This is a genomic window from Ruegeria sp. L12, from assembly GCF_056531745.1.
Genome location: NZ_JBQFMH010000006.1, coordinates 186052 through 209491 on the forward strand (window position 1 = coordinate 186052; position 23440 = coordinate 209491).

Annotated in this window: 21 protein-coding genes; 5 read left to right on the forward strand and 16 right to left on the reverse strand. The window is 59.1% G+C overall.

Features of this window, described 5'->3' with window-relative positions; all coding sequences use genetic code 11:
• Window positions 1-124 precede the first annotated feature (124 nt).
• Entirely contained in the window at window positions 125-1132 is a 1008-nt protein-coding gene (locus tag ACR0K9_RS11890; RefSeq protein ID WP_480823441.1) for an Ldh family oxidoreductase, read from the forward strand.
• Window positions 1133-1326: 194 nt separating this feature from the next.
• Here the strand turns inward: ACR0K9_RS11890 and ACR0K9_RS11895 are convergent, their stop codons facing one another.
• Genes ACR0K9_RS11895 through ACR0K9_RS11905 form a run of 3 tightly spaced genes read right to left on the reverse strand, consistent with a single transcriptional unit; the run spans window position 1327 to window position 3653 of the window.
• On the reverse strand, window positions 1327-2175 hold the full coding sequence (locus tag ACR0K9_RS11895) for a 3-methyl-2-oxobutanoate hydroxymethyltransferase (RefSeq protein ID WP_480823443.1): 849 nt from the start codon (window positions 2173-2175) through the stop codon (window positions 1327-1329).
• Window positions 2176-2187: 12 nt separating this feature from the next.
• A complete protein-coding gene (locus tag ACR0K9_RS11900) occupies window positions 2188-2802 on the reverse strand; it encodes an HD domain-containing protein (protein WP_480823445.1) in 615 nt (204 codons plus the stop codon).
• Window positions 2799-3653, reverse strand: a complete 855-nt coding sequence (locus tag ACR0K9_RS11905; protein WP_480823447.1) for a phytanoyl-CoA dioxygenase family protein — start codon at window positions 3651-3653, stop codon at window positions 2799-2801. Before ACR0K9_RS11905 ends, ACR0K9_RS11900 begins: the two co-directional genes overlap by 4 nt.
• 111 nt (window positions 3654-3764) lie before the next feature.
• Here ACR0K9_RS11905 and ACR0K9_RS11910 point away from each other — a divergent pair, with 111 nt between their 5' ends.
• From ACR0K9_RS11910 to ACR0K9_RS11920, 3 genes are all read left to right on the forward strand, one after another.
• On the forward strand, window positions 3765-4649 hold the full coding sequence (locus tag ACR0K9_RS11910) for a LysR family transcriptional regulator (protein ID WP_480823449.1): 885 nt from the start codon (window positions 3765-3767) through the stop codon (window positions 4647-4649).
• A 154-nt stretch (window positions 4650-4803) separates the two neighbouring features.
• Window positions 4804-5862 carry a catalase family protein gene (locus ACR0K9_RS11915; RefSeq protein WP_480530964.1) on the forward strand — a complete coding sequence of 353 codons (1059 nt, stop codon included), beginning with the start codon at window positions 4804-4806 and terminating at the stop codon, window positions 5860-5862.
• 18 nt (window positions 5863-5880) lie between these two features.
• The gene (locus tag ACR0K9_RS11920) at window positions 5881-7527 is read left to right on the forward strand and encodes a peroxidase family protein (RefSeq protein WP_480823451.1); all 1647 of its coding nucleotides are present in this window, start codon (window positions 5881-5883) and stop codon (window positions 7525-7527) included.
• Between the two features lie 8 nt (window positions 7528-7535).
• On the opposite strand, the gene ACR0K9_RS11925 is transcribed toward ACR0K9_RS11920, so the two are convergent.
• The 7 genes from ACR0K9_RS11925 to ACR0K9_RS11955 form a co-directional block, all read right to left on the reverse strand.
• Window positions 7536-10538 (reverse strand): ATP-binding protein, encoded by a 3003-nt coding sequence (locus ACR0K9_RS11925; protein ID WP_480823453.1) that lies wholly within the window; start codon window positions 10536-10538, stop codon window positions 7536-7538.
• A gap of 238 nt (window positions 10539-10776) precedes the next feature.
• Complete coding sequence (locus tag ACR0K9_RS11930) at window positions 10777-11241, reverse strand: putative molybdenum carrier protein (protein WP_480823455.1); 465 nt, start codon at window positions 11239-11241, stop codon at window positions 10777-10779.
• Window positions 11242-11366: 125 nt separating this feature from the next.
• The gene (locus ACR0K9_RS11935; RefSeq protein ID WP_480823457.1) at window positions 11367-12377 is read right to left on the reverse strand and encodes an energy transducer TonB family protein; all 1011 of its coding nucleotides are present in this window, start codon (window positions 12375-12377) and stop codon (window positions 11367-11369) included.
• Window positions 12374-12751, reverse strand: coding sequence for an ExbD/TolR family protein (locus ACR0K9_RS11940; protein WP_480823459.1), 378 nt, complete (start codon window positions 12749-12751; stop codon window positions 12374-12376). The genes ACR0K9_RS11935 and ACR0K9_RS11940 overlap by 4 nt, the downstream gene beginning before the upstream one ends.
• A 4-nt stretch (window positions 12752-12755) precedes the next feature.
• Window positions 12756-13082: a biopolymer transporter ExbD gene (locus ACR0K9_RS11945; RefSeq protein ID WP_480823461.1), complete on the reverse strand. Its 327-nt coding sequence runs from the start codon at window positions 13080-13082 to the stop codon at window positions 12756-12758.
• 31 nt (window positions 13083-13113) lie between these two features.
• The gene (locus ACR0K9_RS11950; protein WP_480823463.1) at window positions 13114-13770 is read right to left on the reverse strand and encodes a MotA/TolQ/ExbB proton channel family protein; all 657 of its coding nucleotides are present in this window, start codon (window positions 13768-13770) and stop codon (window positions 13114-13116) included.
• A complete protein-coding gene (locus tag ACR0K9_RS11955) occupies window positions 13767-14201 on the reverse strand; it encodes a hypothetical protein (RefSeq protein ID WP_480823465.1) in 435 nt (144 codons plus the stop codon). Before ACR0K9_RS11955 ends, ACR0K9_RS11950 begins: the two co-directional genes overlap by 4 nt.
• 336 nt (window positions 14202-14537) lie before the next feature.
• Here ACR0K9_RS11955 and ACR0K9_RS11960 point away from each other — a divergent pair, with 336 nt between their 5' ends.
• Window positions 14538-14960, forward strand: a complete 423-nt coding sequence (locus tag ACR0K9_RS11960) for a VOC family protein (protein WP_480530982.1) — start codon at window positions 14538-14540, stop codon at window positions 14958-14960.
• Window positions 14961-15014: 54 nt separating this feature from the next.
• Here the strand turns inward: ACR0K9_RS11960 and ACR0K9_RS11965 are convergent, their stop codons facing one another.
• The 6 genes from ACR0K9_RS11965 to ACR0K9_RS11990 form a co-directional block, all read right to left on the reverse strand.
• On the reverse strand, window positions 15015-16451 hold the full coding sequence (locus tag ACR0K9_RS11965; protein ID WP_480823467.1) for a pyridoxal phosphate-dependent decarboxylase family protein: 1437 nt from the start codon (window positions 16449-16451) through the stop codon (window positions 15015-15017).
• 1 nt (window position 16452) lies between these two features.
• Window positions 16453-17532 (reverse strand): cysteine synthase A, encoded by a 1080-nt coding sequence (gene cysK, locus ACR0K9_RS11970; RefSeq protein ID WP_480823469.1) that lies wholly within the window; start codon window positions 17530-17532, stop codon window positions 16453-16455.
• A gap of 138 nt (window positions 17533-17670) precedes the next feature.
• Window positions 17671-19248, reverse strand: coding sequence for a winged helix-turn-helix domain-containing tetratricopeptide repeat protein (locus ACR0K9_RS11975; RefSeq protein WP_480823471.1), 1578 nt, complete (start codon window positions 19246-19248; stop codon window positions 17671-17673).
• Between the two features lie 181 nt (window positions 19249-19429).
• Window positions 19430-20209 (reverse strand): carnitinyl-CoA dehydratase, encoded by a 780-nt coding sequence (locus tag ACR0K9_RS11980; protein ID WP_480530990.1) that lies wholly within the window; start codon window positions 20207-20209, stop codon window positions 19430-19432.
• 3 nt (window positions 20210-20212) lie between these two features.
• Window positions 20213-22228 carry an acetate--CoA ligase family protein gene (locus ACR0K9_RS11985; protein WP_480823473.1) on the reverse strand — a complete coding sequence of 672 codons (2016 nt, stop codon included), beginning with the start codon at window positions 22226-22228 and terminating at the stop codon, window positions 20213-20215.
• A 2-nt stretch (window positions 22229-22230) separates the two neighbouring features.
• A complete protein-coding gene (locus ACR0K9_RS11990) occupies window positions 22231-23391 on the reverse strand; it encodes an acyl-CoA dehydrogenase family protein (protein WP_480823475.1) in 1161 nt (386 codons plus the stop codon).
• Window positions 23392-23440 lie beyond the last annotated feature (49 nt).

Consider the following 23440-nt stretch of genomic DNA (forward strand, 5'->3'; position numbering starts at 1 on the left):
TTTCCGGGGAGGTGGATGCGAAATCCGGAATGGAAATCGACGCTGAATTCGACATATCTTACGCCCAGTCCGGTGGATACCGGGCTGGGCTTTTTGCTGACGTAAATCGAGATCTAATCGGAGTTTGACGCTGGAACACAGACTGACAATCGAAGAGGCTGAGGTGCTTGTTGCAAAGGCTCTGATGGCGAATTTTGTCTCAGAGCGGAACGCACGATCTGTGGCCAAGGCCTTGGTGGCCGCCGAAGTGGACGGGCAAGCGGGTCACGGGTTTTCCCGCGTTGCGGCCTATGCAGCTCAGGCGCGCTTCGGCAAGGTGGTCGGGGCGGCGTGCCCTGTCATCGAAGCGGGCGGCACGGCCTTTGTGCGCATCGATGCGCGGTCGGGCTTTGCGTTTCCGGCGATTGACCTTGCTATCGAGGAACTGACCAGACTGAGCAAGAACACGGGAATTTCAGCGGCGGCCATTACGAATTCTCATCATTGCGGGCAGTTGGGGGCACATGTCGAAAGGCTGGCGGATCAGGGCCTTGTCGCGCTGATGGTGGCAAACACTCCTAAAGCGATGGCACCTTGGGGCGGCACCAAGGCGCTGTTCGGCACCAACCCGATCGCCTTTGCCGCACCGCGAGAGGGCGCTGACCCGATTGTCATCGACCTGTCGCTGTCGAAGATCGCGCGTGGGAAAGTCATGGCGGCCAAGAAAAAGGGTGAGCCGATTCCCGAGGGCTGGGCGCTTGATGCGGACGGGAACCCGACGACCGACCCGGATGCAGCGCTTTCCGGAATGATGTTTCCCATGGGTGACGCGAAAGGCTCGGCGCTTGCCCTGATTGTCGAGATTCTGGCCGCGACATTGACCGGCGCTAATTACAGCTATCAGGCGTCGTCATTCTTCGAGGCCGAAGGCAAGCCGCCAGGTGTCGGCCAGTTCATGATCGCAATCGATCCGCGTTGTTCGGTGGGGTCTCAGTTTGGTGCACAGTTGGAGGAGCTTGCAACCCAGATCGAAGCTCAGGAAGGTGCAAGACTTCCAGGCACCCGTCGCTTGCAAGCACGACGTGTAGCGCAAAACCAAGGTGTGCTGATCCCAGATCACTTGATGAACGAAATCAATCTGGCCGGAAGCTGAGAAATCATGCGTCCACCTCCGCTATCTTGGTTTTGGTGACTTGCAGGTGGGTTAAAATACGAGGCTAATAAAAGCCTGATGTTTCCGGTGATCAGGCAGGACCGATGCCGCCTTTTTCAAGCGCCTATACTAGGTCTGCCTTCTTTAGGTGATTTGGCAAAAAAATCAGGGAACGGCGGTAGTAGCCGCCGGTTCTACTCATGTATGGGCCGCCATTTGTCCAATTCTTCAAGGAACTTACCGTGTTCTCCCTCAAGCATACCGATATTGGTTGCGGGATAGGGAAAGTGCCCTGCAGTGACTTCGTTATGAAACTCGGATAGCGCCGCAACACGTTCCTGATGGATTTGTTTGTGCAACCGTCCGACATTGCCAAAGGCGTGCGCATGTTTAGGGGGTGTGTCCTCTTCGCTGGCCTCGCCGCAGATATCTGCAACAAACGAAAACACCGCATCGCCCGCGTTGCCCGAGCCAAGCGAGAACGTCACAACCGTCGTTTTGGTGTTCACCGCGGCCAGAACCTCTTCGGCGATGCACTCGGCCTCGACGGCGAATACGCCAACATCCTCCATTCGTTTCAACGTCTGGAAGATTTTCATCGCCTCTTCGGCATTGCGGCCCCAGCCACGCAACCCGCCACAGTGATGACTGAATGTCGGGATCAGGCCGATATGGCTCTGCACCGGGATGCCATCGCGGGCCATGCGCTCCATCACGTCGAAAGACCGCAGGGTATAATACATATCCGCGCCATTGCGCATGGTCTCATAAGCATGCGCAATGATCTCATCATCCGAGCCAAACTGCGCCCAGGACGAGCCTGCGCCGGTGAAATGAATTGGCGCAATTCGGCGCACATCCTCCATCTGATCCGCGCCGACGACGAACAGGTCAATGCCCGCGTCAACACAGGCCTGCAATTCGTCGTTGTTGGCTGGATTGGCCATGGACAATGTGCGCCCCGACCCTTTCAGCGCCTTCAGATCGGCAACGGTAAAGTTGCGTTTGGCCGGATTGCGGCTGAAATCGTAGATGCGTTTCATGTGGTGTTACTTCTATTTTCCAGCTAGCTGTTCGGGCAGATTGGTGATCTCGCCTTCCCGGATCACAGCCGGATCATAGGCTTTGCGCCCAAACACTTCGCGGACCATGGGTTCGAAGGTTTCCATCGGTTCCATGGCATAGTCAGGGTCAAAGCTGGATTGGTCCCAATGTTCGCAGAAGGCAGCACAGGTGTCGAACAGCGGATGATTGCGATAACGGTCACGTGCATTACGATCCCATCCATAATGGTGTCCGTAATAAAGCGACTGGAAGATGCCGTGATGTTCTATGGTCCAAGAGACCTCCCACCGAACGAACGGGCGGATAACCTCGGCGGACATGCGGTCGTGGTTCTGTGGGGCCAGACCATCGCCAATATCATGCAGCAGCGCACCAACCACCCAATCGACGTCAACGCCGTCCCGCATGGCGCGGGTACCCGATTGCAGCCCGTGTTGCAGGCGTGTGATCGGATAGCCTTCCAGGGTAACCTCGCCTGCGCGGCGCAGTTCCTCCAGCACCCGGTCTGCGGTCAGCGCGAGAAAGGGCTTTTCAAGACGTTCAAGCAGCTCGTAATCCTCTTTGGTGCCGTCTTTCATGGCTGTGAAGCTGACCGTTTCGCTCATTTGCTGTCTCCTGTAGCGTAAAGTCCGACTGCCTGATCCGCACCAGCGGCGAGGGTCGATGCCTGACCCTCCAGTATTTTTTGATAAAGTGCCAGATCGGTAGGATGAAACAGGCCGCGCGGCCCTGCAATGCAACTCCAGCCGCCCGCCGGGGTTTCGCCACGCACCGGCATGGCCCAATCCCGACCCGGTGCGTGATCGCGCACCGCAGGGGTTACATAGCGGATGGCCAGACCGATGCGGCGGTCATCGCTGCCATTGGCGCCCGAAGCATGAAAGCACCGCCCGTGGTGCAAAGACATCTCACCGGGTTTTAGCGGGCCGTGCTGTGCCATGTTTTCGTCGATCCCCGCGATGGATTGCCCGCGCGACAGCAGGTTGTCCGCGTCGAAGGTGTCGTCATGTTCCGCGATCCCGCCCTTGTGGCTTCCGAGAATGAAGCGCATGCAGCCTGCTTCGACCGAAACGTCTGACAGCGCGACCCAGGCCGTCACTTCGTCATCGGTTTCGCCCATCCCCCAATAGGTGATGTCCTGATGCCAGGATACGATATGGGGAGTGCGGGGTTCCTTGATGAACAGCTCGACCGACCAGACCAGCAGATCGGGGCCGAGAACGCCTTCGACCGCGTCCAAAATGGCGGGTGTTCTGGCAAGCTCGGCCAAAAGGGGAATCACGACGTGGCCGTTGACACGGAAATATTGGGTCAGGTCATAGTCGCTGGCACCGGCAGCATAATCGGCCTCAAGCGTTTCGATCTGCTGGCGCAGTTCTGCGACTTTGTTTTCCGTGAACACCGGCAAGCCCGAGACAAACCCGTTTTCGCGATAGCTTTCGATATAGTCTGGCATCGAATCCCGCATCCTGTCCTCCCTTGATGCTGGATTGAGCCTAATCGGCGTGAGGTTTGAGAGAAGACGTTTCTCTTGCCCCATAGGTTAAGCTGAGCTTAGCCTGCAATCATGAGTAAACGCATCCCCTCTCTCAACTGGCTTCGGGTTTTCGAGGCCGCCGCGCGGACCGGCAGTTTTGCCCGTGCCGCTGAACGTCTGGCCATGTCGCCCCCTGCGGTCAGCCAGCAGATCCGGGCGCTGGAGCAGCATCTGGGGCGGCCGCTGTTCGAACGCAAAGCCGCCGGTGTGTCACTGACCGAAGCCGGGCGCAGCTTGCTGGTTGTGGTGGGAGAGTCACTGGGCCGGATGGAAGCTGCTGCCGCTGTTTTGGCCTCGCCCCACCCGAAACCTCTGGTCGTTGGGGTGTCGCTGCTGTTGTCCGTCGGCTGGCTTGCCCCGCGACTGCCAAGGTTTCTTGAGGCGCGTCCGGGCGTTTCGATCGAGTTGTACTCTCTTTCCGGTCGTCCCGAAATGCCGCCCCGGGCCGTAGACTTGTGGATTGCGTTTGGCCAACCCCCTCCCGGGACTGAAGCGCATCGGCTGTTTGGCGAAATGCTGTTGCCGGTGGCGCATCCTGATTTGGCGGCACGTATCCACCGCGTGGACGACATTTATGATCACATGCTGATCGAGGTGGCGGATCATCGCAAGAACTGGGTGCATGTTCTGGGGGCGGATGTGTTGCCGGAACGGGTCAGGGTAACCCACGTCGACACCACGCTAACCGCATTGGCGCTGGCTGGGGCAGGCGGAGGGGTGGCTTTGGCGCGGCCCCCGGCCAATGATGATTTGATCCGAAAGTTCGGATTGACGCGATGTTTGCCGGATTGCGAAGTTGCAGGGGTGGAGGACTATCACCTGCTGTCGAATGCAGGTGTTCAACTTAGCCCGGACGGCGAAGCTTTCCGGGATTGGGTGATACGCGAAGCGCAGGATTGTGCGTTCGTGCCGTAAGGACGCTGCGGGTTAATCTACGCGCCGGAAACACCTGATATTTGGTAGATGGAGGAATTTGGTATATTCTAATTGAATTTAGAATTGCCATTTGTTCGGCTTACTTAGCTACAGTGACGCCGGGTTTGGTTTGTAAAGCAGGTTGATTGTTGAAATGTCCGTAAACTCTGTGCCCCCCGATCTTGTTCAGAATGTCATCGATCAGAACAAAGAAGCGGTTCCGCTCTGGAAAGGGCGCCGGTTGCGGGCGCAGCACGGACGCAGCCATGGCTGCGTGGCGGCGACTTTTACGGTGCGGGATAATCTGCCGGAACACCTGCGCCATGGACTGTTTGCGCAGCCGGATTGCTATCAGGCGGCAATTCGATTCTCGAACGGGGCACATCTTGATGACCGAGAGCCTGACGCGCATGGCATGGCGGTCAAACTGTTTGATGTGCCCGAACCCAAGCTGATCGATGAAGAGGCGCTTAAGCACTTGGGGATTGCACAGGACAGCAATGAGTTCGACTTTGTACTGGTCGACAATGATACATTTCCAAGCTACGAGCCAATAGATTATGAACGTTTGAACCGGCTGGTTGCGGCGGGTCAGGCGATAAAACACGCCAGAAACAAACGACGCGGGTGGAGCTTGCGTTTGGTTTGGGAAGGCCTGCGCGCCGCCTTCCGGGTGTTGCTGACCAAAGAAGGCAAGCGGCACGGCCAAATCGCAGCTGATTTTGCTTCGAACTACATGCATTCTCCGTTTGCTGTGCATTTCTGGTCGACCACGCCTTATCAACTGGGCTCGGATCAGATTGTCCGGTATCTGGCCCGCAGTGTTCGCCCCGAAATCCCTGCTTCCCCGGTTGATGATCCCGACGGAATCGGCCGGCACTTGCGCCAGGATGTAGCGAATGGCGAAAACCGGTTTGAGTTTTGCGTCATCGAACCGCCACGGGATGGGTCGGGGTTCGATCCGCTCGACAACCGCATCCGCTGGGCCTGCGACCCGCAGCTGGATGCGCGACTGGACCCCTATCATGCAACTGTGACGCCGGTTGCGGAAATAACAATCTCCCAGGATGCAGCGTTTGACCCTTATGACGGCGATACCCTGAGTTTCTCACCATGGCGCGTCACCGCAGAACACAGGCCGCTTGGGCCAATCAATGAAATTCGGCTCAGAACCTATCTGAGCCTGGCTCGTGCCCGGTTCCCCAACCGATAACCGTCCGGAGGATTGTCGATGTTTGATCTTGATACGCTGACCGATCTTCTGTTTCAGGTGAACCGAGGGCTGGCCAGTCGCGTCGTTGCGCTGCGGCTTGCGCGGGCCGCCCGGGTACACAGGCCGCGCTCTCTGACACTGGGGGCGGATTACACCACATGGTCCGGGGTCTATTCCCACAAATGGATTGGCCGCCATCTGCCACCCGAAGACCCCTCACCGCTATTGCCACCCGAAGACGAGGTGGCCGATCTGTTCCGGCGGCGCAAGCAGATGGATGGCAGCCCGCTGACGCTTTTGTGCCCGCAAGGCTCGACGCTGCTGTTCATCTCAGCGGCGCAGTGGTTCACTGATAGTTTTCTGAGAACCTTCGGCCCTGACGGTCCTGTCGGACAGACGGACTCGAACCACGAGGTCGATCTCTGCCAGATATACGGCCTCAACGATTACCAGACCGACATGCTGCGCGAGCGGGATCCTGAGACGGGGATGCTTACGCACCGTATGGCTGTCAGAACGGATGAGAAAGGCGAGACCTGGTCGCCCAAACTGTTCCACCGGGTCGAGTTCGGAGGGGTAAAGCTTGCGCCGCCCTTTGACGGCAGCCTTGCCACCGGGGACAACGCGGGACGGCCCCTGCATGATCCCACCAAGCTGCGAAATGCCCTGAAACGCGCGCATCCCGGTCTGGACGGAGAGGGGATCAACGAACGCCTGCTCGAATTCCATGCCACCGGCCTCGACAATGGCAATGGCACCATCGGCTATATGGTCATCAACACGCTGATGCTGCGGGCCCATAACCAATTGGCTGATACGCTGTGGAACCTGAAGCGCGGGACAGCCGGGTGGGATAAGGAAAGGGTGTTCCAGACCACCCGCTGCACACTGATCGCAGTGCTGATCAAGGTGGTGATGGAAGATTACATCGGCCACATCGCCAACATGCCTTTCAAGCTTCCGGTTGGCGTCAATCGACGAGAGCGCTGGCAGCACTCGAACCAGATCGCGATTGAATTCAACCTGCTCTATCGGTGGCATTCGATGATCCCCGACAGATATCTGATCGACGGCGTTCAGGTTGGGACCGAGGGTTTTCGCTTTAACCCCCGGCTGGTTGAAGAGACGGGTCTTGAAAAGATGATCGAGTCGTTATCGCGCCAGACCGCCGCGCGGATGTCATTGCGCAATACGCCCGATTTCATGTTCGAGAAACCCACGCCGGACGCCCCGGCACCGGTCGAGGCGACCATTGCGCTGACCCGTAAGGCGCGGCTGCCATCGCTGAACGCTTATCGCCACCATTTTCGGCGCAAACCGCATATCAGCATTGCGGAACTTGTCGGCGATCAACCCTTTGCGGACGAGTTGGTGGCCGATCTCAGCCGTCTCTATGGTAATGTCGACAGGGTCGAGCTGTTTCCCGGGCTATTTGCCGAACAGCACAAGGGCACCGTCATCATGGGGGATCTGATGACTTCGATGGTGGGCTATGATGCGATCACGCAACTGATGAACAATCCGATGGTGTCCAAAAACCTCTATTCGGAAGAGACATTCTCGGATCGTGGCTTCGAAACACTGCAGCGCACGTCGACCTTCGCCGATGTAGCGGCGTTCGTAGGTTTGAAGCCCGATGATTGTGTACTGGGCCGCAGAGGCTAGTCAATATTTCAGAGGGTCAGACCGCTGATTTCCAGTTCCGCGATACGGTCGCTGATGTCGGTATCGGTCGGATGGATGCACGCCAGATCGGTCAGCGCCCGCAGCTCATACAGCCTTGCACCTTGCTCATGCGCGATGGATATGGCCCTGCGCAACGTTGCATCGGCCGTGTCGACCGGCCCGCCTTTTTCGAGCAGAAGCGCGGCTTGAATTCTGCGCAGTTCGGGCTCGTAATTTCGCTCATCGGTCGATTTGGCGCAGGCGAGCCCGGCCTCAGTGGCGGCCAGTCCTTTGTCAATCTGCCCTAACGCAAGATGGCCCCGCGCCAGTTCGGTGTTCACCAGAACGCCCGCGGCTTCGGCCCCGGTTTCGCGCATCTTTTGCCAGGCCGCTTCCAGTAGGTGAACGCCGTGTTCGGCATTGTCGGCGCGAATTGCCGAACCGGCGAGATGCGCAATGGCAACCGCCCGGTAATAGGGGCCGCCATTGTCGCGTACAGCTTCATCAAGCATATTGGCCACGCGCGGATAGTCCGGATGATCAAGTTGCATGTGTATCTCTGTCATCCAATGCAGGGCATTCGCCACCATCAGCGGTTGGCCAAGCGATCCGGCAGCGTCGACGGCGGATTTGGCCCCGGCAAGTGCCGCCTCGGTCTGTCCCTGAAAACTCTGGACCAGAGCGGTCATGGCCTCGATCTGCACCATCGCCGCCACATCCGGTTCATTTCCAGCCTCAGCCGCATGGGCCTTTGCGTGGGTGGCGGCTTGGTTCAACGCCTCGGCGGCCTCGGAAAACTGACCGCGCGGGCACAGGGTTGCGCCGCGAATATAGTTGCCGACCATTCTGGTGTGGTGGTCTTCGTATGTATCGATCATCTCGGCGCCCAGGCGTTCTGCGCTGTGATAATCGCCTTTGACCATTGCCGCCGTGAACAGCCCGCGACCGGCCCGAACCAAGGTGCGCCGATCATCGAGCTTCTTTGCCAACTCGAAGCTTCGGGTGAACGCAGCAATGGCGGCGTCCGAACCATAGCCGACCCGCACCCGCTCGGCTGCGGCCAAGAGAAATCGCAGACTCAGTTCCGCCTCGTCGCGACGTTCGGGCGGCAGTGATTCCAGTAGCCGCAATCCGGCCTCTGCCTGCTGCGCTCCTTCGCTGTTGGCATGGCGTCGCAGGTTGTGACGCGCCGCCTCGATCCATGCTGCCACCGCGCGGGTGGCAGAGCCTGCAAGTTCCCAATGACGCGCAATCAGTTCGGGTTGTCGCGCCCTTTCGGGCTGAGCGGCCAGCGCCTCTGCCGCGCGTTGGTGCAGATAAGATCGGCGGTCCCGGACAAGGCTCTGATAGGCGGCCTCGCGCACCAGTTCGTGCCGGAAGCGCCAGTTCTGACCACGCCGTGCCCCGGGTCTGAGAACGGGCTGCAACATGCCGTCGGCAGCGAGGCGCGAGATGGCCTCTTCAGCGTCCGCTTGGCTGAGGTCGCTGATATGGGACAGCATGGAGGCGTCAAACGCGCCCCCGATCACAGCGGCCTCGACCGCTGCGCGGCGTAGATCTCCGGCGGCGTCGACCTGCTGTGCCAGAAGATCATGCAATGTGGTCGGAATATCGCTCGCAGAACGATCCGGTGACGCAGCGATTGCAACGGCGCATTCTTCGATGAAAAGCGGCACACCGTTGCTGCGCGCCACGATCTGCGCTGTGGTGTCCTGATCCAGCTTCGCGCCGGATGCAGCGTTGGCCAAAGCAGCAGCATCGTCGGCGCCCAGCGGTTCAAGGCGCATATGCCCGTGCGTCGGGAGCTGTGTCGCCAGGGTCGGAGGTACTTCTTCGCGCGATGCGATCAAAATCAGTATCGGCAGTTCGATCAGCTTTTCGGCCAGATTCCGCAGAATCGAAATGGTCGAGGGATCGGCCCATTGCAGATCCTCGATCACAACCATGAAAGGGCCATCATTGCTGAACTGTTGGAAGACGCGCAGTACGATTTCACTAATCTTTTTGCGCAGTTCATCCTCGCTGGTCGCGCCGCAATCTCCGGGGCCGGGGGCCAGAACAAAGAACAGTGTTTCCAACTGTGAGCTGTCCAGAATTTCGGACAGATGCTGCGTTAACCGGTTGCGCCGCGTATCGGTATCATCACCATTTTGAATACCGCACCATCGTTCAACCTGAGTGGCAAACGGATAAAACGGTGTGTTCATGTGGAACGGGCTGCAATGATAGGTTACCCAGGCTTGCGGTTCTGCGGTCTTGCGCATGTCGCGGATCAGACGGGATTTACCGATCCCTGCTTCACCCATCAGATGGATGATCCTGCCGCGTCCTTCCCTTGCATCGGACCAGGCACGCATTAGTTGGCTGCGTTCGTCATCACGCCCGAACAGAGGTGATCTGTCCTTCAGACGCAGTGAAGCTTCGGCCTTACCCGCCAGACGATAGACCGGCACCGGATTGTCAAACCCGGCTAGGGCGTGCGTCCCCAAGGGCTCGAATTCCAGCTGACCTGCACCAAGCGTACGCGCTGCGCCTGAAACCATCGTCTCACCCGGTGCGGCAAGAGATTGCAGCCGCGCCGCCAGATTGAGCGTCGATCCGAATATGGCATCCGGCTGAACGTTCGAGCCTAGCGCAATATCACCCACCAGAACGACGCCCGAGGCCACTCCGATACGGCAGCTCAGGTCGACCGGGCCGTTCAATGCGGCAAGATCGGAGTGAATCCGCAATGCAGCGCGCAGCGCGCGTTCGGCATTGTTTTCCGAGGCGGCGGGCCAGCCAAAGACGACAAGCATCCCGTCACCGACAATCTGCAACACTTTGCCGTTGAACTCGGCTGTGGCGTGTTCGACCAGCTTTTGATAGCGCAATGTTGTCGACAGAAGGTCTTCGGGTTCGAGCGTTTGGGCAAGCACGGTAGAGCCGACAAGATCGGCCAGCATCACCGTCAGATGGCGATGCTCCATTCCGTCCAGATCGGTTTCTGAGCCGGGCGCGTTCACAGCCATCAGCCGCCCCTGACGTCGCCGCAGGCCACCATATGCCAAATGACGTGGCTGCTGAGCCCAAGCAGACCTGGAACTGTCGTCATGCCCCCCATTTAAGCCTCACAACTGGTAACCCCCCCTTCGCGTCATTGGCCAGAGTCGCGAAGTTACGGGCAAGCCTATAGGATAGCGCGCGAATTGGCTATGTCTGGCTGTAGGGCGTCGCGAAACATTTCGGGTATCCGAATTAGGGGCCAAGTCAGCTGCTGAGCAGTAATAAATTTCGCTGCAGCACCTCTGCCACCTTCGCACCTATTCCGGGTGCCTCAGATGCGCGTGGACCTGCAATATTCAAGACACCGACAGGATTCGTAAGCAACCACTCTTCGACCTCATGTGCGCATAGCTCTGCACCTTTCCGAAGATCGACTACCAGAAGAGGTTTGTCGGCGTTGGAGGCAAATGCAACCGTTTGCTGCGTGCCGGGGCTGGATGAGCCATCGACAAAGACAAGTGTGGCATCACCCAAGCCGACATTCAGCCGGGTTCTCTCGATTACATCTTCGGACCGCGTTTCGGTCAGGTTCTCGAAAACACAGGGTATTCGGCCAAGCTCATTCACGCGGCCCCTTGGCACCCAACCGCCGTAAGAGATTCCGTTCGCACGGGCAAATTCCAGCGCGGCCATGTCTACACCGGTCTGTCCGCCTGATATGATCTTCACGGCCCTGTTCCTGTTGATGACGTCCGGCAAGGGTATGTCGAGATAGGTGGTTCGTAAACTGTCGGGAATTGCCTGAGAAAGAGTACGGGCAGCTGTGCTCTGCGCGCGGACCTCAAACAGGATCCTTAGCCATTTTGGTAATAGAAGGACAGTTTTCGGCTGACGCCGCCCGGCGGCAGCGGGAAGGGCGCGGCGCGGCGGATTTGTTCTTTTGCGGCCCGATCAATCTGGGGTGAGCCCGAGCTGTCGGTGATCTCGACCCAGGCCAGCGATCCATCGGGGTCGATCTGAAAGAACACTCGCGCGAAGCCGCGCACAGAAACGTATACCGCCGGCGTTCGGTTCAGATGCACCAGTACCTGCCCGGCATAGTTGGTGGTGTTTGAATTGCCCGGCCCGCGGCCGCCCGACTGACGCTGACGATCTCCACGGGTAAAGGCATCTGTTCCCTGACGCCGGAATGTTGTCAGCGGAGACTCGATCAGTTGTTGCGGAAACCGAAGTTCTGCGAACTGGTCAGAACTGTCGGCGGCACCCTCGGGCGCATCGTTGGGTGTTCGATCGGGCAGGCGCGGGCGAATGGACTCCGTCACCGCTTGTTCCGAGATGGGGGTCTCAGCTTCCTCCTCGGGCTCGACCGCAGCTATGACCGGAGGGGTAGGGACCTCGGCCTCCACCGGTTCAACCTCCGTCGCCGGTTCGCCCGGCGGAATTTCTGCTACGGTATCGACCGAAGATGGCTCGGCGGTTTCTATATCAGCGCGGGAGGGCTCGTCGCTGTCGGACGGGTCGGCGGGTTCGGCGTCCTGAGGCTCAATGACATCCGGCTGCACGATCTCGGCTTCGCCGAAATCGGGCGCGAACACACGTTGCGGATCTTCGGAGGCGACAAGCGCTTCGCTGGTGGGGATCTCGGCCTCGACGGGTTCGGGGGATTCGGCTGGTTCTGGCGCAAACGGCTCGTTCGGCGTTTCGGCGAGCTCTTCAAAACTGTTGCTGAGGTCCACCACATCGGCATTGCCTTGTGCGGCAGGTGGCCCCGGTTCAACGGGTCCGGTCATGCCCAGCCCCAGCATGTGCACCAGCAGGGATACCAGAACGGCCACGACGGCAACGATGACCGAGCCCCGGATCATTCCAAAGACCGCTCGGTCACAAGAAAGACCGCAGGGGCACCATTGCGGCGCAACTGACCTGTGACCTCAATCAGTCGCGGGCCGGGTGCATCGCGATCCGGCACGATCCGTACCGGCTGCTCTCCGTGGTTGGCCATAAAGGCCTCGGGGTTGGTTTCTGCGCCGCGAAAGCTGAGGGTTCCGTCCTTGTGCAAAACCAGCGCATCGGGCGGTTCGCGCCCCTCCAGTTCGGATGTATCGACGAGGTTCAGATCGGGGTCCAGCGGCGGGGCGATGGTGCCGGTGATCAGGAAAAAGATCAGCATCAGGAAAACGACGTTGATCAGGGCTATGGTTGAATCGCGTTTGCGGCGAGGGGCGGTATGGCGGATCATCGGCCTACTCCAGCACCAGAATGCTCAGACCGTCGCGCCCGCGCAACCGGATCAGAACGTCCGTCAGCCGCTGGGCCGTGACATCCTGAGCGAGGCTGACCAGAACCTGCCCGGTTTCGATCTCACGTTCCAGATCATCCAACGTGATCTGAGTGCCGTTCAGCACCAGACGCTCGGCCTCGAGTTGCAGGAAGACACGTTCAGAGGGTTCGCTGGTCTGTGCATTTCCGCCGGTTGTACTGCTAAGCTCGATCTCGCCGAACTTCGAGAAGGTCGAAGACAGCATGAAAAACAGCAAAAGCAGAAAGATCACGTCGATGAGCGGTGTCATCGACAGGGATCGCCGGACAAATGGCGCACGGTTACGCATGTTCCGGCACGGCTGAGGAAGCTTCGGCTTCCGGGGTCAATTGCCCCGGAACCAGCACGGTCCGCAATGCTTTGTCGGCAAAGACCCGCTCGCGCGCGGTGCGGCTTTCGAACCAGGACAGCACCATTGAAGTTGGCATTGCGACCGCAAGCCCGACCGCCGTGGTGATCAGCGCCACCCAGATGCCCCCGGCCAGCAGGGATGGGTCAACCGAACTGCCCGCCTGCTGCAGGCTTTGGAAAGCTTCGATCATGCCCAGAACCGTTCCGAACAAACCCAGCAACGGTGCCAGTTGGGCCACGGTGTCAAGCAGGCGGAAGCCACGCTCGAGCCCGGCCAGCGCCAGTCCGGCCTCGGCATCCAGACGGTCATCCAGACCGGGCAGGTCGGGCGCATCCATGGCCGCGCTTACCAATGGGGCCAGATAGCTGTGGCTTTTGGACAGCCGAGCCCGCGCCGTTTGGCGATCACCTTTGTCCCATGCTGCCAGCGCCTGGGACAACACCCGATGACGCCCGACCCCGGTCACTGCGAACTGCCAAAGCTTGTACAGCGTAACCGCCAGCGCCAGCACCGACATCACGATCAAAACCGCCACCACAGGCCCACCCAGGGCCACGATCTGGCGCAGTGCCTCAAGTGCATTCATCCCAATAGCTCCACGTCAAGACGGCTGTTAAGCTTAAGCTCATTCATACAGACTTCGCTATCGGATCCGCCGACAATGCAGCTGTTTGCACCATTGATCAGCATGCGCCCGATGGATGTGCAATTCAGATTGGGTAAACTGAACTGGCGCACCCTTGGTCGGTCCGACGGTAAATCGCGAAAATCAAACAGCGCCAGCCTGTCCACGCCACCTGAAGTGTTGAATATGACGGTTTCAAATTTTGCTTTTTCGATCTCTTGTCCGGTTTGGTTCTGAACAAAAAAGATCAGATTGCAGGCGCCGTTCCCGTCCTGCAGCGTGTTGAGCTCTATCAGCAGCCCGGTTGGGGTATTTTCGGTGTTCTGTGCATGGGCCGGAAATGAAGACGAAAGGGCCAACACGACAGCCAGACCGAAGCGATGAAACAACATAAGCGGGCTCCTGATTGCTCAGTGCTGAGATATGGGTCCTGCGTCTTGTGGCAAGGGTTAGATTTTCATATCCAATCCCTTCTGCGGGCGAAAGGGCAGGTGGCAGGAATGTGCCCGGCTATCTGTCTACGGTTCATAACTTTTTTGTTGACGATTTTGAAGATGTCGGGCGCTTGTATTCTGGAAGGGATCGCGTGTGCATTGCATCAAACCTATTCCCTTGTTCACCAGCCCGGTTATCGGAGTACGTTCTGGCCACTGCTGATCGCGCAATACTTGCCAGCGCCCGGCTCATGCGGTTTCTTGCCCTAGATTACGAACCAAAGAAATGCGCGCATGAAACTTGAATTCCACCACATCAACTATGTCTCCGACGATATCGAGCGGTTGCATCAATTCTATACCAAGGTGCTTGGCCTGGATGACATCCCGATCGAAAACTTCCCGCGGCCGGAGTCGACGGATGAAACGGGCTATGATGGCAAGATCCGGTTTGCGACGGATGGTGTGATGCAGATGCATCTGGCCGAACGCAATCTGGATCTGGCTTTCAAGCATGGCGAGGCGATCAACCCGGTCGAACGCGGTCACATAGCGTTCAGGACCGATGATATCGAGGCGTTCAAAGCGGTGCTTGAGGCCAATGACGTGAAGTATTCTGACTACGGAACCGCCTTTGCGAAAGAATGGCATCAGATATTCTTTCACGACCCTGAAGGGAACATTGTCGAGGTACATCAGGCCGTTAACGCAGAATAGGCGCTATCCCGAATGCGGCTTGTACCCCGGGGCCGGGGCACAAGCATGCGTTGGCTAGAGGGCTGGACTTTCCGATTTGATCAGCGTCATCCGAACCTCTTCCCAGACTTCCAGAATATGGTCTGCAATCCGGTCGGCAGCTTCAAATTCGGTATCGTTGGAGATGACCGAGATGCGCATCACCCAAGCGCCGAGCCATTGGCTGCCCCCCACGAATATTTTGCCTTTTTCCACGATCCTCGCGATGACGGCCTCTGTTGCGGTCTGATGTAACTGCGGATCTGCGCCATCTGTGCCGAAGCTTACGATGATCTGGTTCAACGCGACCTCGTTCAGGACGTGTACACCGTCGGCGGGCCGTAAACGCGCTGCAATTCGTGCGGCAGTTCTGCAATGGCGCCCGACCATCTCCTGCACGCCTTTTCGGCCAAGCGATTTGAGCATCGCCCAGGTCGGCAGACCTCGGGCGCGGCGTGACAGTTCGGGGGTCAGGAAACACGGGATGCGTTCATGTTCGGCTTGTGGTGGCAGATAGCTTGCGCTGATCCGCATCGCCTTTTGCAGGGCGTCTTTGTCCCGAACGACTGCATAGCCGCTGTCAAAGGGCGTTTGCAGCCATTTGTGGCCGTCAACACTCCAGGAATCCGCGCGGTCGAGGCCATTGGTCAAGGCGCGATAATCCGGATGCGCACGCGCCCAGAGGCCGAATGCTCCGTCCACATGTATCCATGCACCTGTCTGTTCGGCGATGTCCGCGATCTGATCGAACGGATCGAATGCGCCCGTGTTGATCTGCCCGGCCTGCGTCACGATGATGGCTGGCGAAGTCTGCTTGGCCATCTGTTGAGCCAGATCAGAGGCAACCATCCGGCCTTCGGCGTCGGTCTGAACGCGTTTGACCCGATTTCGGCCAAGCCCGAGATATCCCAGTGCAGACATCACTGATGTGTGCGCATCGTCCCCCAGATACACTGTGATCGGAGGGGCGTCGAACAGCCCATCCTCGTCCGGGTCCCAGCCATGTGCGCGCAGAACGGCCCCGCGCGCAGCTGCCAGTGCGGTGAAATTGCCAACCGTGCCGCCAGTGACAAATCCTACGGCAGCGTCGCGGGGCAGGTCGAGGATGTCCAGAAGCCACCCGGCGGCGATTTGTTCCACCGCAGCGGTGGTGGGGGTCGAATGATGGAACGCCGAATTCTGCCCCCATGCGCTGACGAGCCAGTCTGCGGCGACACCCACTGGGGCCGAACCACCAAGAACCCAGCCAAAGAACCTTGGATGGACCATATGGGTCAGGCCCTGTTCGCCACGATCCGCAAGCTCGTTGATCACGGCGTCGGCATCCTTGCCAAGCTCGGGCAAAGGTTCGTCAAAGATGGCCAGCATCTCGTCAAAGCCTTTCCGGGGCGCGCAAGGACGGCCCGGCACCGAACGTCGGTAAGTGAGGGCGCGGTCATACGCCACGCCCAGTGCTGAGAACGGATCAGCCATCTCAGGACATCCGGTAGCCGGGCGTGGAGTTCGAGATTGCGATCTCTTCTTCCGTCATCTCTTCGGCTATCCCCTCGAACAGCGGTGTGCTCAGATAGCGTTCGCCGGTATCGGGCAGCATACACAGGACATTCGCACCCGGTTCGGCCTTTTCGGCAATGCCGATCGCAATCGCGAAGGTCGCCCCGCCCGAGATACCCGTCAAGATACCCTCTTGGCTGGCCAGTTTCCGGGCCCATTCCACGCCTGTCGGTCCTGGGACGGGGATCAGTTCGTCGAAGTATTTGTTGTCGATCGATTCCTGCAAAACCGCCGGGATGAAATCGGGGGTCCATCCTTGAATCGGATGCGGTTCAAAGGCCGGGTGACTGGCCAATGGGTCACCATCCTGACCGCGATCTGTCCCAATACCGCTGCCGATCAATTGGGCATTGGCGGGCTCAGACAGGATAATTTTGGTTTCAGGCCGTTCCTTGCGCAAAACCCGGGCAACCCCGGTGACTGTGCCGCCCGTACCGTAACCGGTCACGAGGTAATCAAGCCGCTGTCCATTGAAATCGCTCATAATTTCCTGTGCGGTGGTGGCCGCGTGGATCTCGGCATTGGCTTCCGTTTCGAATTGGCGCGCCAGCAGCCAGCCATGCGCCTCGGCCAGTTCGGCGGCCTTGCGGTACATGCCGAAACCCTTTTCGGCGCGTGGGGTAAGAACCACTTTGGCTCCCAGCATCCGCATCAGGCGACGACGCTCGACCGAGAAACTGTCGGCCATGGTCACCACTAAGGGATAACCCTTTTGCGCGCAGACCATGGCGAGCCCGATGCCGGTATTGCCGCTGGTCGCCTCGACCACGGTCTGGCCCTGTTTCAGCGCGCCGCTGCGTTCGGCGGCCTCGATGATGTTGACGGCCAGACGATCCTTGACCGACCCGGCGGGATTGAACGCCTCGAATTTCACAAACAGATTGACGCCTTCAGGCCCCAGATTGTTGATGCGGATGACGGGAGTATTCCCGATGGTGTCCAGAACGCTGTCAAAAACGCGTCCGTTTCCCTGGGTTGTTCTAAGCTTTTGATCGGTCATTGCATTTCCCTATATGAAACGTTGGTTTGGCCGGATCAGCCCCACCTAATGCTTGCAAGACTAGTTGAAACCGAATGCGCGAGTCCTGAGGAGTTTCTGAGGATTCCCTGTAGATCGCTGAGGAATTGGTGCCCTGGCTCAGGTTTCGGGAATACCTTGCCGACTTAATGCGTCGGAAAACCGGGCACGGGTACCGGAGTCGCTGAACGGGAAAGAGCGAAAGAAGCGTGCCTGCGAAATGCGGTGCGGTGCGGCACGCACACGATCAGCCCAGAGGGCGGCCTCTGCGTGGTTGCCAGCAAGTTCATTGGTAATCGTGGCGATCAGACTGATCAGATCATGCGCTCCGGGCGCGTTTGCAGCCCGTACAGCCCACATGGCTGCCTCGCTGTCGCGACCCTCGATTGCCAGGCTGATGGCCCGCGTGCCCAGCATCGCATAAAGCAGCGGGTCAAGCGGGCTGAGGACACGGGCATCGTCGGACAGGCGCCTTCCGATGCCACTGGCGCCAGACACGGTTTCGGTCCAGGCGCGGGCATAGATTCCCTGCGCAAAGTTCGGGCTGAGCGCAGTTGAGCGATCCAGCCATGTTTTGGCGCTGTCCAGATCGCCAACCAACCACAAGGCGCGGCCCATGTTGAAATTGGCAAACGGATCCATCGGATCCAGTTCGACGGCCCGTTCAGCCTCGGCCCGGGCGAATTTTATCGGCTCGGCGCGGCTGTCCGAATAATGCATGAAGGCGGTTTTGAAATGAGCGAAGGACAGCGCCCCATGCGCCCGTGCAAACCCGGGCTCCAACGCGACGGCCTTTTCGAACAGAGCAATGGCCCGGTCGTTTTCATTGGCATCAAAGCGATAAAGGGATTGCAGGCCCAGATGATAAGTCGCCCAAGCGTCAATATTCTCGGGTGATCTGAGGCGAGCTTTCGACGCTTCGCTCAGCGGAATTTGCACTTCGATCGCGAAGATGACCTGAGAAATGATGTTCTCACGTACCTCATGCACGTCGTCGATACGGGCATTGAACCGGTCGGCCCAGATCACTTCGCCCTCGGCGGTGCTGGATAGCATGACGCTGATCGCGACCCGTGGGCCTGTCACTTCGACACTTCCAGTCAGGCAATATCGGGCCCCAAGGCTTTTGCGGATTTCGCCCATGTCTCCTGTTCTTGAATGGAACCGAAACGAGGACCCGCGCGCGATCACAGTGATCCAGCGCAGACGAGCGATGGAGGCGATGAGCTCGTGCGGTATCGCGGCGCTGAGCGTTTTGGCTGTATCCTCCCCGCCGATATTGTCAAAAGGCAGAATTGCGATTGTCGGTCGCGCCGCCGCTTCGATCCATTCCGTGTCCTGCACGTCAAGATCCTGCGGCATTGCTGACGCTGGGGTCGTTTCGCAGTCGATGATCTGCAGCGGCATCATCCACCGCAGCCCTTTGCCATGAACCGTCTTGATTATGGTTTGCCGATCTCCGGCATCATCAACCGCGCGCCGCGCCGACTTGATACAGGTGGACAAGGCGGCCTCGGACACGATCCGGTTGCCCCACAAGGCCGCATAGAGCTCATCCTTGGTGACGAGACGGTCACGGTTTTTGGCCAGAAGCGCGATGAGTTGAAACGCCAGCGGTTCCACATCAACAACCGATCCATTGCGCAGAAGCTCCTGACGCAGATAATCGATTCTGAACTCACCAAATTCGCAGATCATATTGAGACAATATCAAGAAACGATATATCTGGACAAACGATCTGAAACCAAAGCCAACTATTCCTCTTGGGGATAGCTTAGGTGAATACCCGCCGTGTTGGGCAATATAACCGTGAAAGCCGTGTGGCTTCGCACCAGTGTTGAGCCCATCCCGAACCCGTTCATGATGCGCTGAGGTGGGTTATTTGCCCTTCCAGACCGGGTCGCGCTTTTCCGCAAAAGCCCTGGCACCTTCCAACTGATCTTCGCTGGCATAAAGCACATCAACCGAGCGCAGCTGGCGTTTGGTAATACGGTTCATTGCATCCTGGAATTTGGCATCCTCGGCGTCGCGCACGATCTCCTTGATCGCGGCATAGACCAAGGGCGGCCCCGAGGCGAGCAGGCGGGCCAGATCCCATGCACGGTTCATCAATTGATCGGCGGCGAGGATTTCGTTCACCAGACCCCAGCGGTGGGCTTCTTCTGCATCGAACCAGCGTCCGGTCAGCAGCAACTCCATCGCGATGTGATAGGGGATGCGTTTGGGCAGTTTGACACTGGCCGCATCGGCCACCGTACCCGAGCGGATTTCGGGCAGTGCGAAACTGGCATGATCGGCAGCCAGGATCATGTCCGCCGACAATGCAAGCTCCAACCCGCCGCCGCAGGCGATACCGTTCACGGCGGCGATGACTGGTTTGTTCAGATCGCGCAATTCCTGCAAGCCACCGAAGCCGCCCACGCCATAGTCGCCATCGACGGCATCGCCATCAGCAGCGGCCTTCAGATCCCAGCCGGGGCAGAAAAATTTCTCGCCCGCGCCGGTCAGAATGGCGACACGCAATTCGGGATCATCCCGGAATTCAGCAAAGACGTCGCCCATGATCCGGCTGGTGGCCAGATCGATGGCGTTGGCCTTGGGCCGATCCAGTGTCACCTCGAGGATCGCGCCTTCGCGGCGGGTTTTGATCGGGTCCATTTCTCAGGCCTTTCTGATGAGGGCATCCACGGCCACCGCCTTGTCAGGCGTGCAGAGGAGCGGGTTAATCTCGACCTCGCCAAGCGTGTCGGCGTTTTGCATGACATAGGCCTGAACGGCCTCAACGGCAGCAATGATCGCATCCATATCAGCCGCAGGTTGACCGCGATAGCCCGCCAGCAGCGGCGCGATTTTCAGCCTGCCAAGGGCGGTGCGGATGTCATCAGGCATGCTGGGTACCAGCAGGGAAGTGGTGTCGCGCAGGATTTCGGTCAGCACGCCGCCCGCACCCAGGGTCAGCACAAATCCGTGTGCGGGATCGCGGACCACGCCCACAAGCAGCTCGGCGACAGCTCCGGTGATCATTTCTTCGACCAGAACCTCGGAGGTTCCGATATCGGTCGCGACGTCCGCCACATCTTTGGCCTGAACACCCAGTCGGACAGCAGCGTGTTCGGACTTATGCGCAAGGCCAACACCTTTGACGGCGAAAGGCGCGTCCAGTTCCTGCGCCGCCGCGCGGGCTTCATCCGCTCCGCTGACGGTGCGGTTTTGCGGGATACGCACCCCGCAACCGGCCAGAGCCTGTTTGGATTCACTCTCCTTCAACGTTCGGGTGGCCTCGGTCGTACCCGGCAGCCAGACCGGTTGTGGAGAAGGTGCTGCGATCTGGCCCGCTGCGCGGATCGCGGCCAGCGCTTCGCCCAGCCCCATGAAGGGGACCACACCACCGTCGATAAGCGCCTGCGCGACATCCTCGGGCAGAAGTTCCGGCAATGTCGCGGCAATCGCAAACCGGGCACCGGTTTTCGCCCGAACTTGCATCGCCGCGCGCGTGGCGCAGGCCCAATCCGTCGCGTCGGTGGTCGGATAGTCGACAATTGAGACCGTTAGATCGATATCTTCGCCCGTCATACCGGACCACGCCTTTGCCATCGCGTCTTCATCACGCCAGATATAGGTGTGATAATCCAACGGGTTACTCAGCGCGACCATCGGACCAAGCGCGTCGCGCAGATGGGTTTTCTGCTCGTCGGAAAGACGCGGGAAAGTGAGGCCGGTCCCAACAGCCATGTCCGCGATCAGACTGGCCTCGCCTCCCGAGCAACTGATCGAAGCGATGTTGCCGCCCGGCAGCGGGCCATAACAATGCAGCAGTTTCAGGGTTTCCAGAAAATCGGGCAGGGTTGAAAGGCGCGGGATACCAAGACGCTGCAACAGGGCCTGTGCGCCCGCGTCGCTGCCCGCCAGAGACGCGGTATGCGAAACGGTCGCGGCCTGCGCCTGCTCGGACGCGCCAACTTTGAGCGCCACCAGCGGTATACCTTTGGCATATGCTTTCGCGGCCAGCGCTTCCCATTCGCGGATGTCTTTGAAGCCTTCGATATGCAGGCCTACAGCGGTGACGCGCGGGTCATCGATCAGGGCCGCGGCGATCTCGGCCTGGCTGGTTTGCGCCATGTTTCCGCAGGCCACCATATAGGCAATCGGCAACCCGCGTTTCTGCATGGTCAGGTTGATCGAGATGTTCGAGCTTTGCGTCAGGATTGCGACGCCCTTGTCGACAGGCGTCGCCCCATGCTGGTCCGGCCACAGCAGAGCGCCGTCCAGCGCGTTGATAAATCCATAGCAATTCGGCCCGAGGATTGGCATCTCACCTGCGGCGGCAATCAGTTGATCTTGCAGATCACCGCCGGTGTCATCCTCAGCCACAGCCTCCGAAAAGCCCGAGGCGAAACACACGGCACCACCCGCGCCCATGCTGGAAAGGATGTGGACAGCTTCAATCGTGGCATGACGGTTGATGCCGATGAACACCGCGTCGGGGGCCGCAGGCAGGGCTTCCAGATGACCATAGACCTTGTGGCCCGCAATCTCGGACGCCTTGGGATGGACCGGCCAGATGTGACCCGCATATCCCATACGCTCCGATTGCAGGATGACCTGCTGGCACCAGGCGCCGCCCCCGATGATGGCAATGGACTTGGGTCGCAGTAACCGCGTTAGATCTTTCACCATAGTCAGGCGCCCAGCGGACGCAGCAGATCGCGGCTGATGATGTGGCGCTGTATCTCGCTGGTGCCGTCCCAGATGCGTTCAACCCGCGCGTCGCGCCAGAAGCGCTCGATCGGGAAGTCATCCATCAGGCCCATACCGCCAAAAATCTGCAACGTGGTATCGGTGACCCGCGCCAACATCTCGGAGGCATAGAGTTTGGCCGAGGCGATCTCGCGGTTCGACGGCAGGTTCTGATCTAGACGCCAAGCAGCAGAGAGGGTCAGCCAATCGGCGGCATCGATCTCGGTGATCATGTCGGCAATCTGGAAACCCACACCCTGAAATTTGCCGATAGGTTGGCCGAATTGCTTGCGCTCGGCGGCATAGTTCAGCGCATAGTCAAAGCAGCGCCGCGCACGCCCGACTGAGAAGGCCGCAACCGTCAGCCGGGTCGCATAGAGCCACTCGTTCATGACAGCAAAGCCGCCATCGACCTCGCCCAGAACCTGCGCGTCGGGCAGGCGGCAATTGTCGAAATACAGGATGTAGTTTTTATAGCCCTTGTGGCTGACCGAGTTGTACCCGTCTCGCACCTCGAACCCGGGTGTGCCGCGATCCACAAGGAAGGTGGTGATGCGTTTTTTGGGGCCTTTCGGGGTCTCGTCTACTCCGGTTGCAATGAACACGATGAAGAAATCCGCGTGTTCGGCCCCCGAAATGAAGTGTTTTGAGCCATTGATGACCCAGTCACTGCCATCGCGCACGGCCTGGCACTTCATGCCGCGCACATCCGAACCCGCATCCGGTTCCGTCATCGCCAGCGCGTCCATCTTTTCGCCGCGCACAGCGGGCAGAAGATAGCGTTCGCGCTGTTCATCATTGCACGCCATCAGGATGTTCTGCGGACGACCGAAGAAATGAGTCAACGCCATCGAGCCGCGACCCAGTTCGCGCTCGACCAGAGTGAAATCGAGATGCGACAGGCCGGCGCCGCCAACCTCCTCCGGGAAGTTGCAGGCGTAGAATCCCAGATCGATGCACTTCTGTTTGATCTGCTCGCCCAACTCATGCGGGACTTGACCGGTGCGTTCGACCTCGGCCTCATGCGGATAGATTTCGTTTTCGACAAAGCTGCGAACCGTCGAGACGATCATTTCCTGTTCTTCGGACAATCCAAACTGCATGGCGCGTGTTCCCTTGATTTCTGGTTCCCGATGAAACGAGATTGCCTGA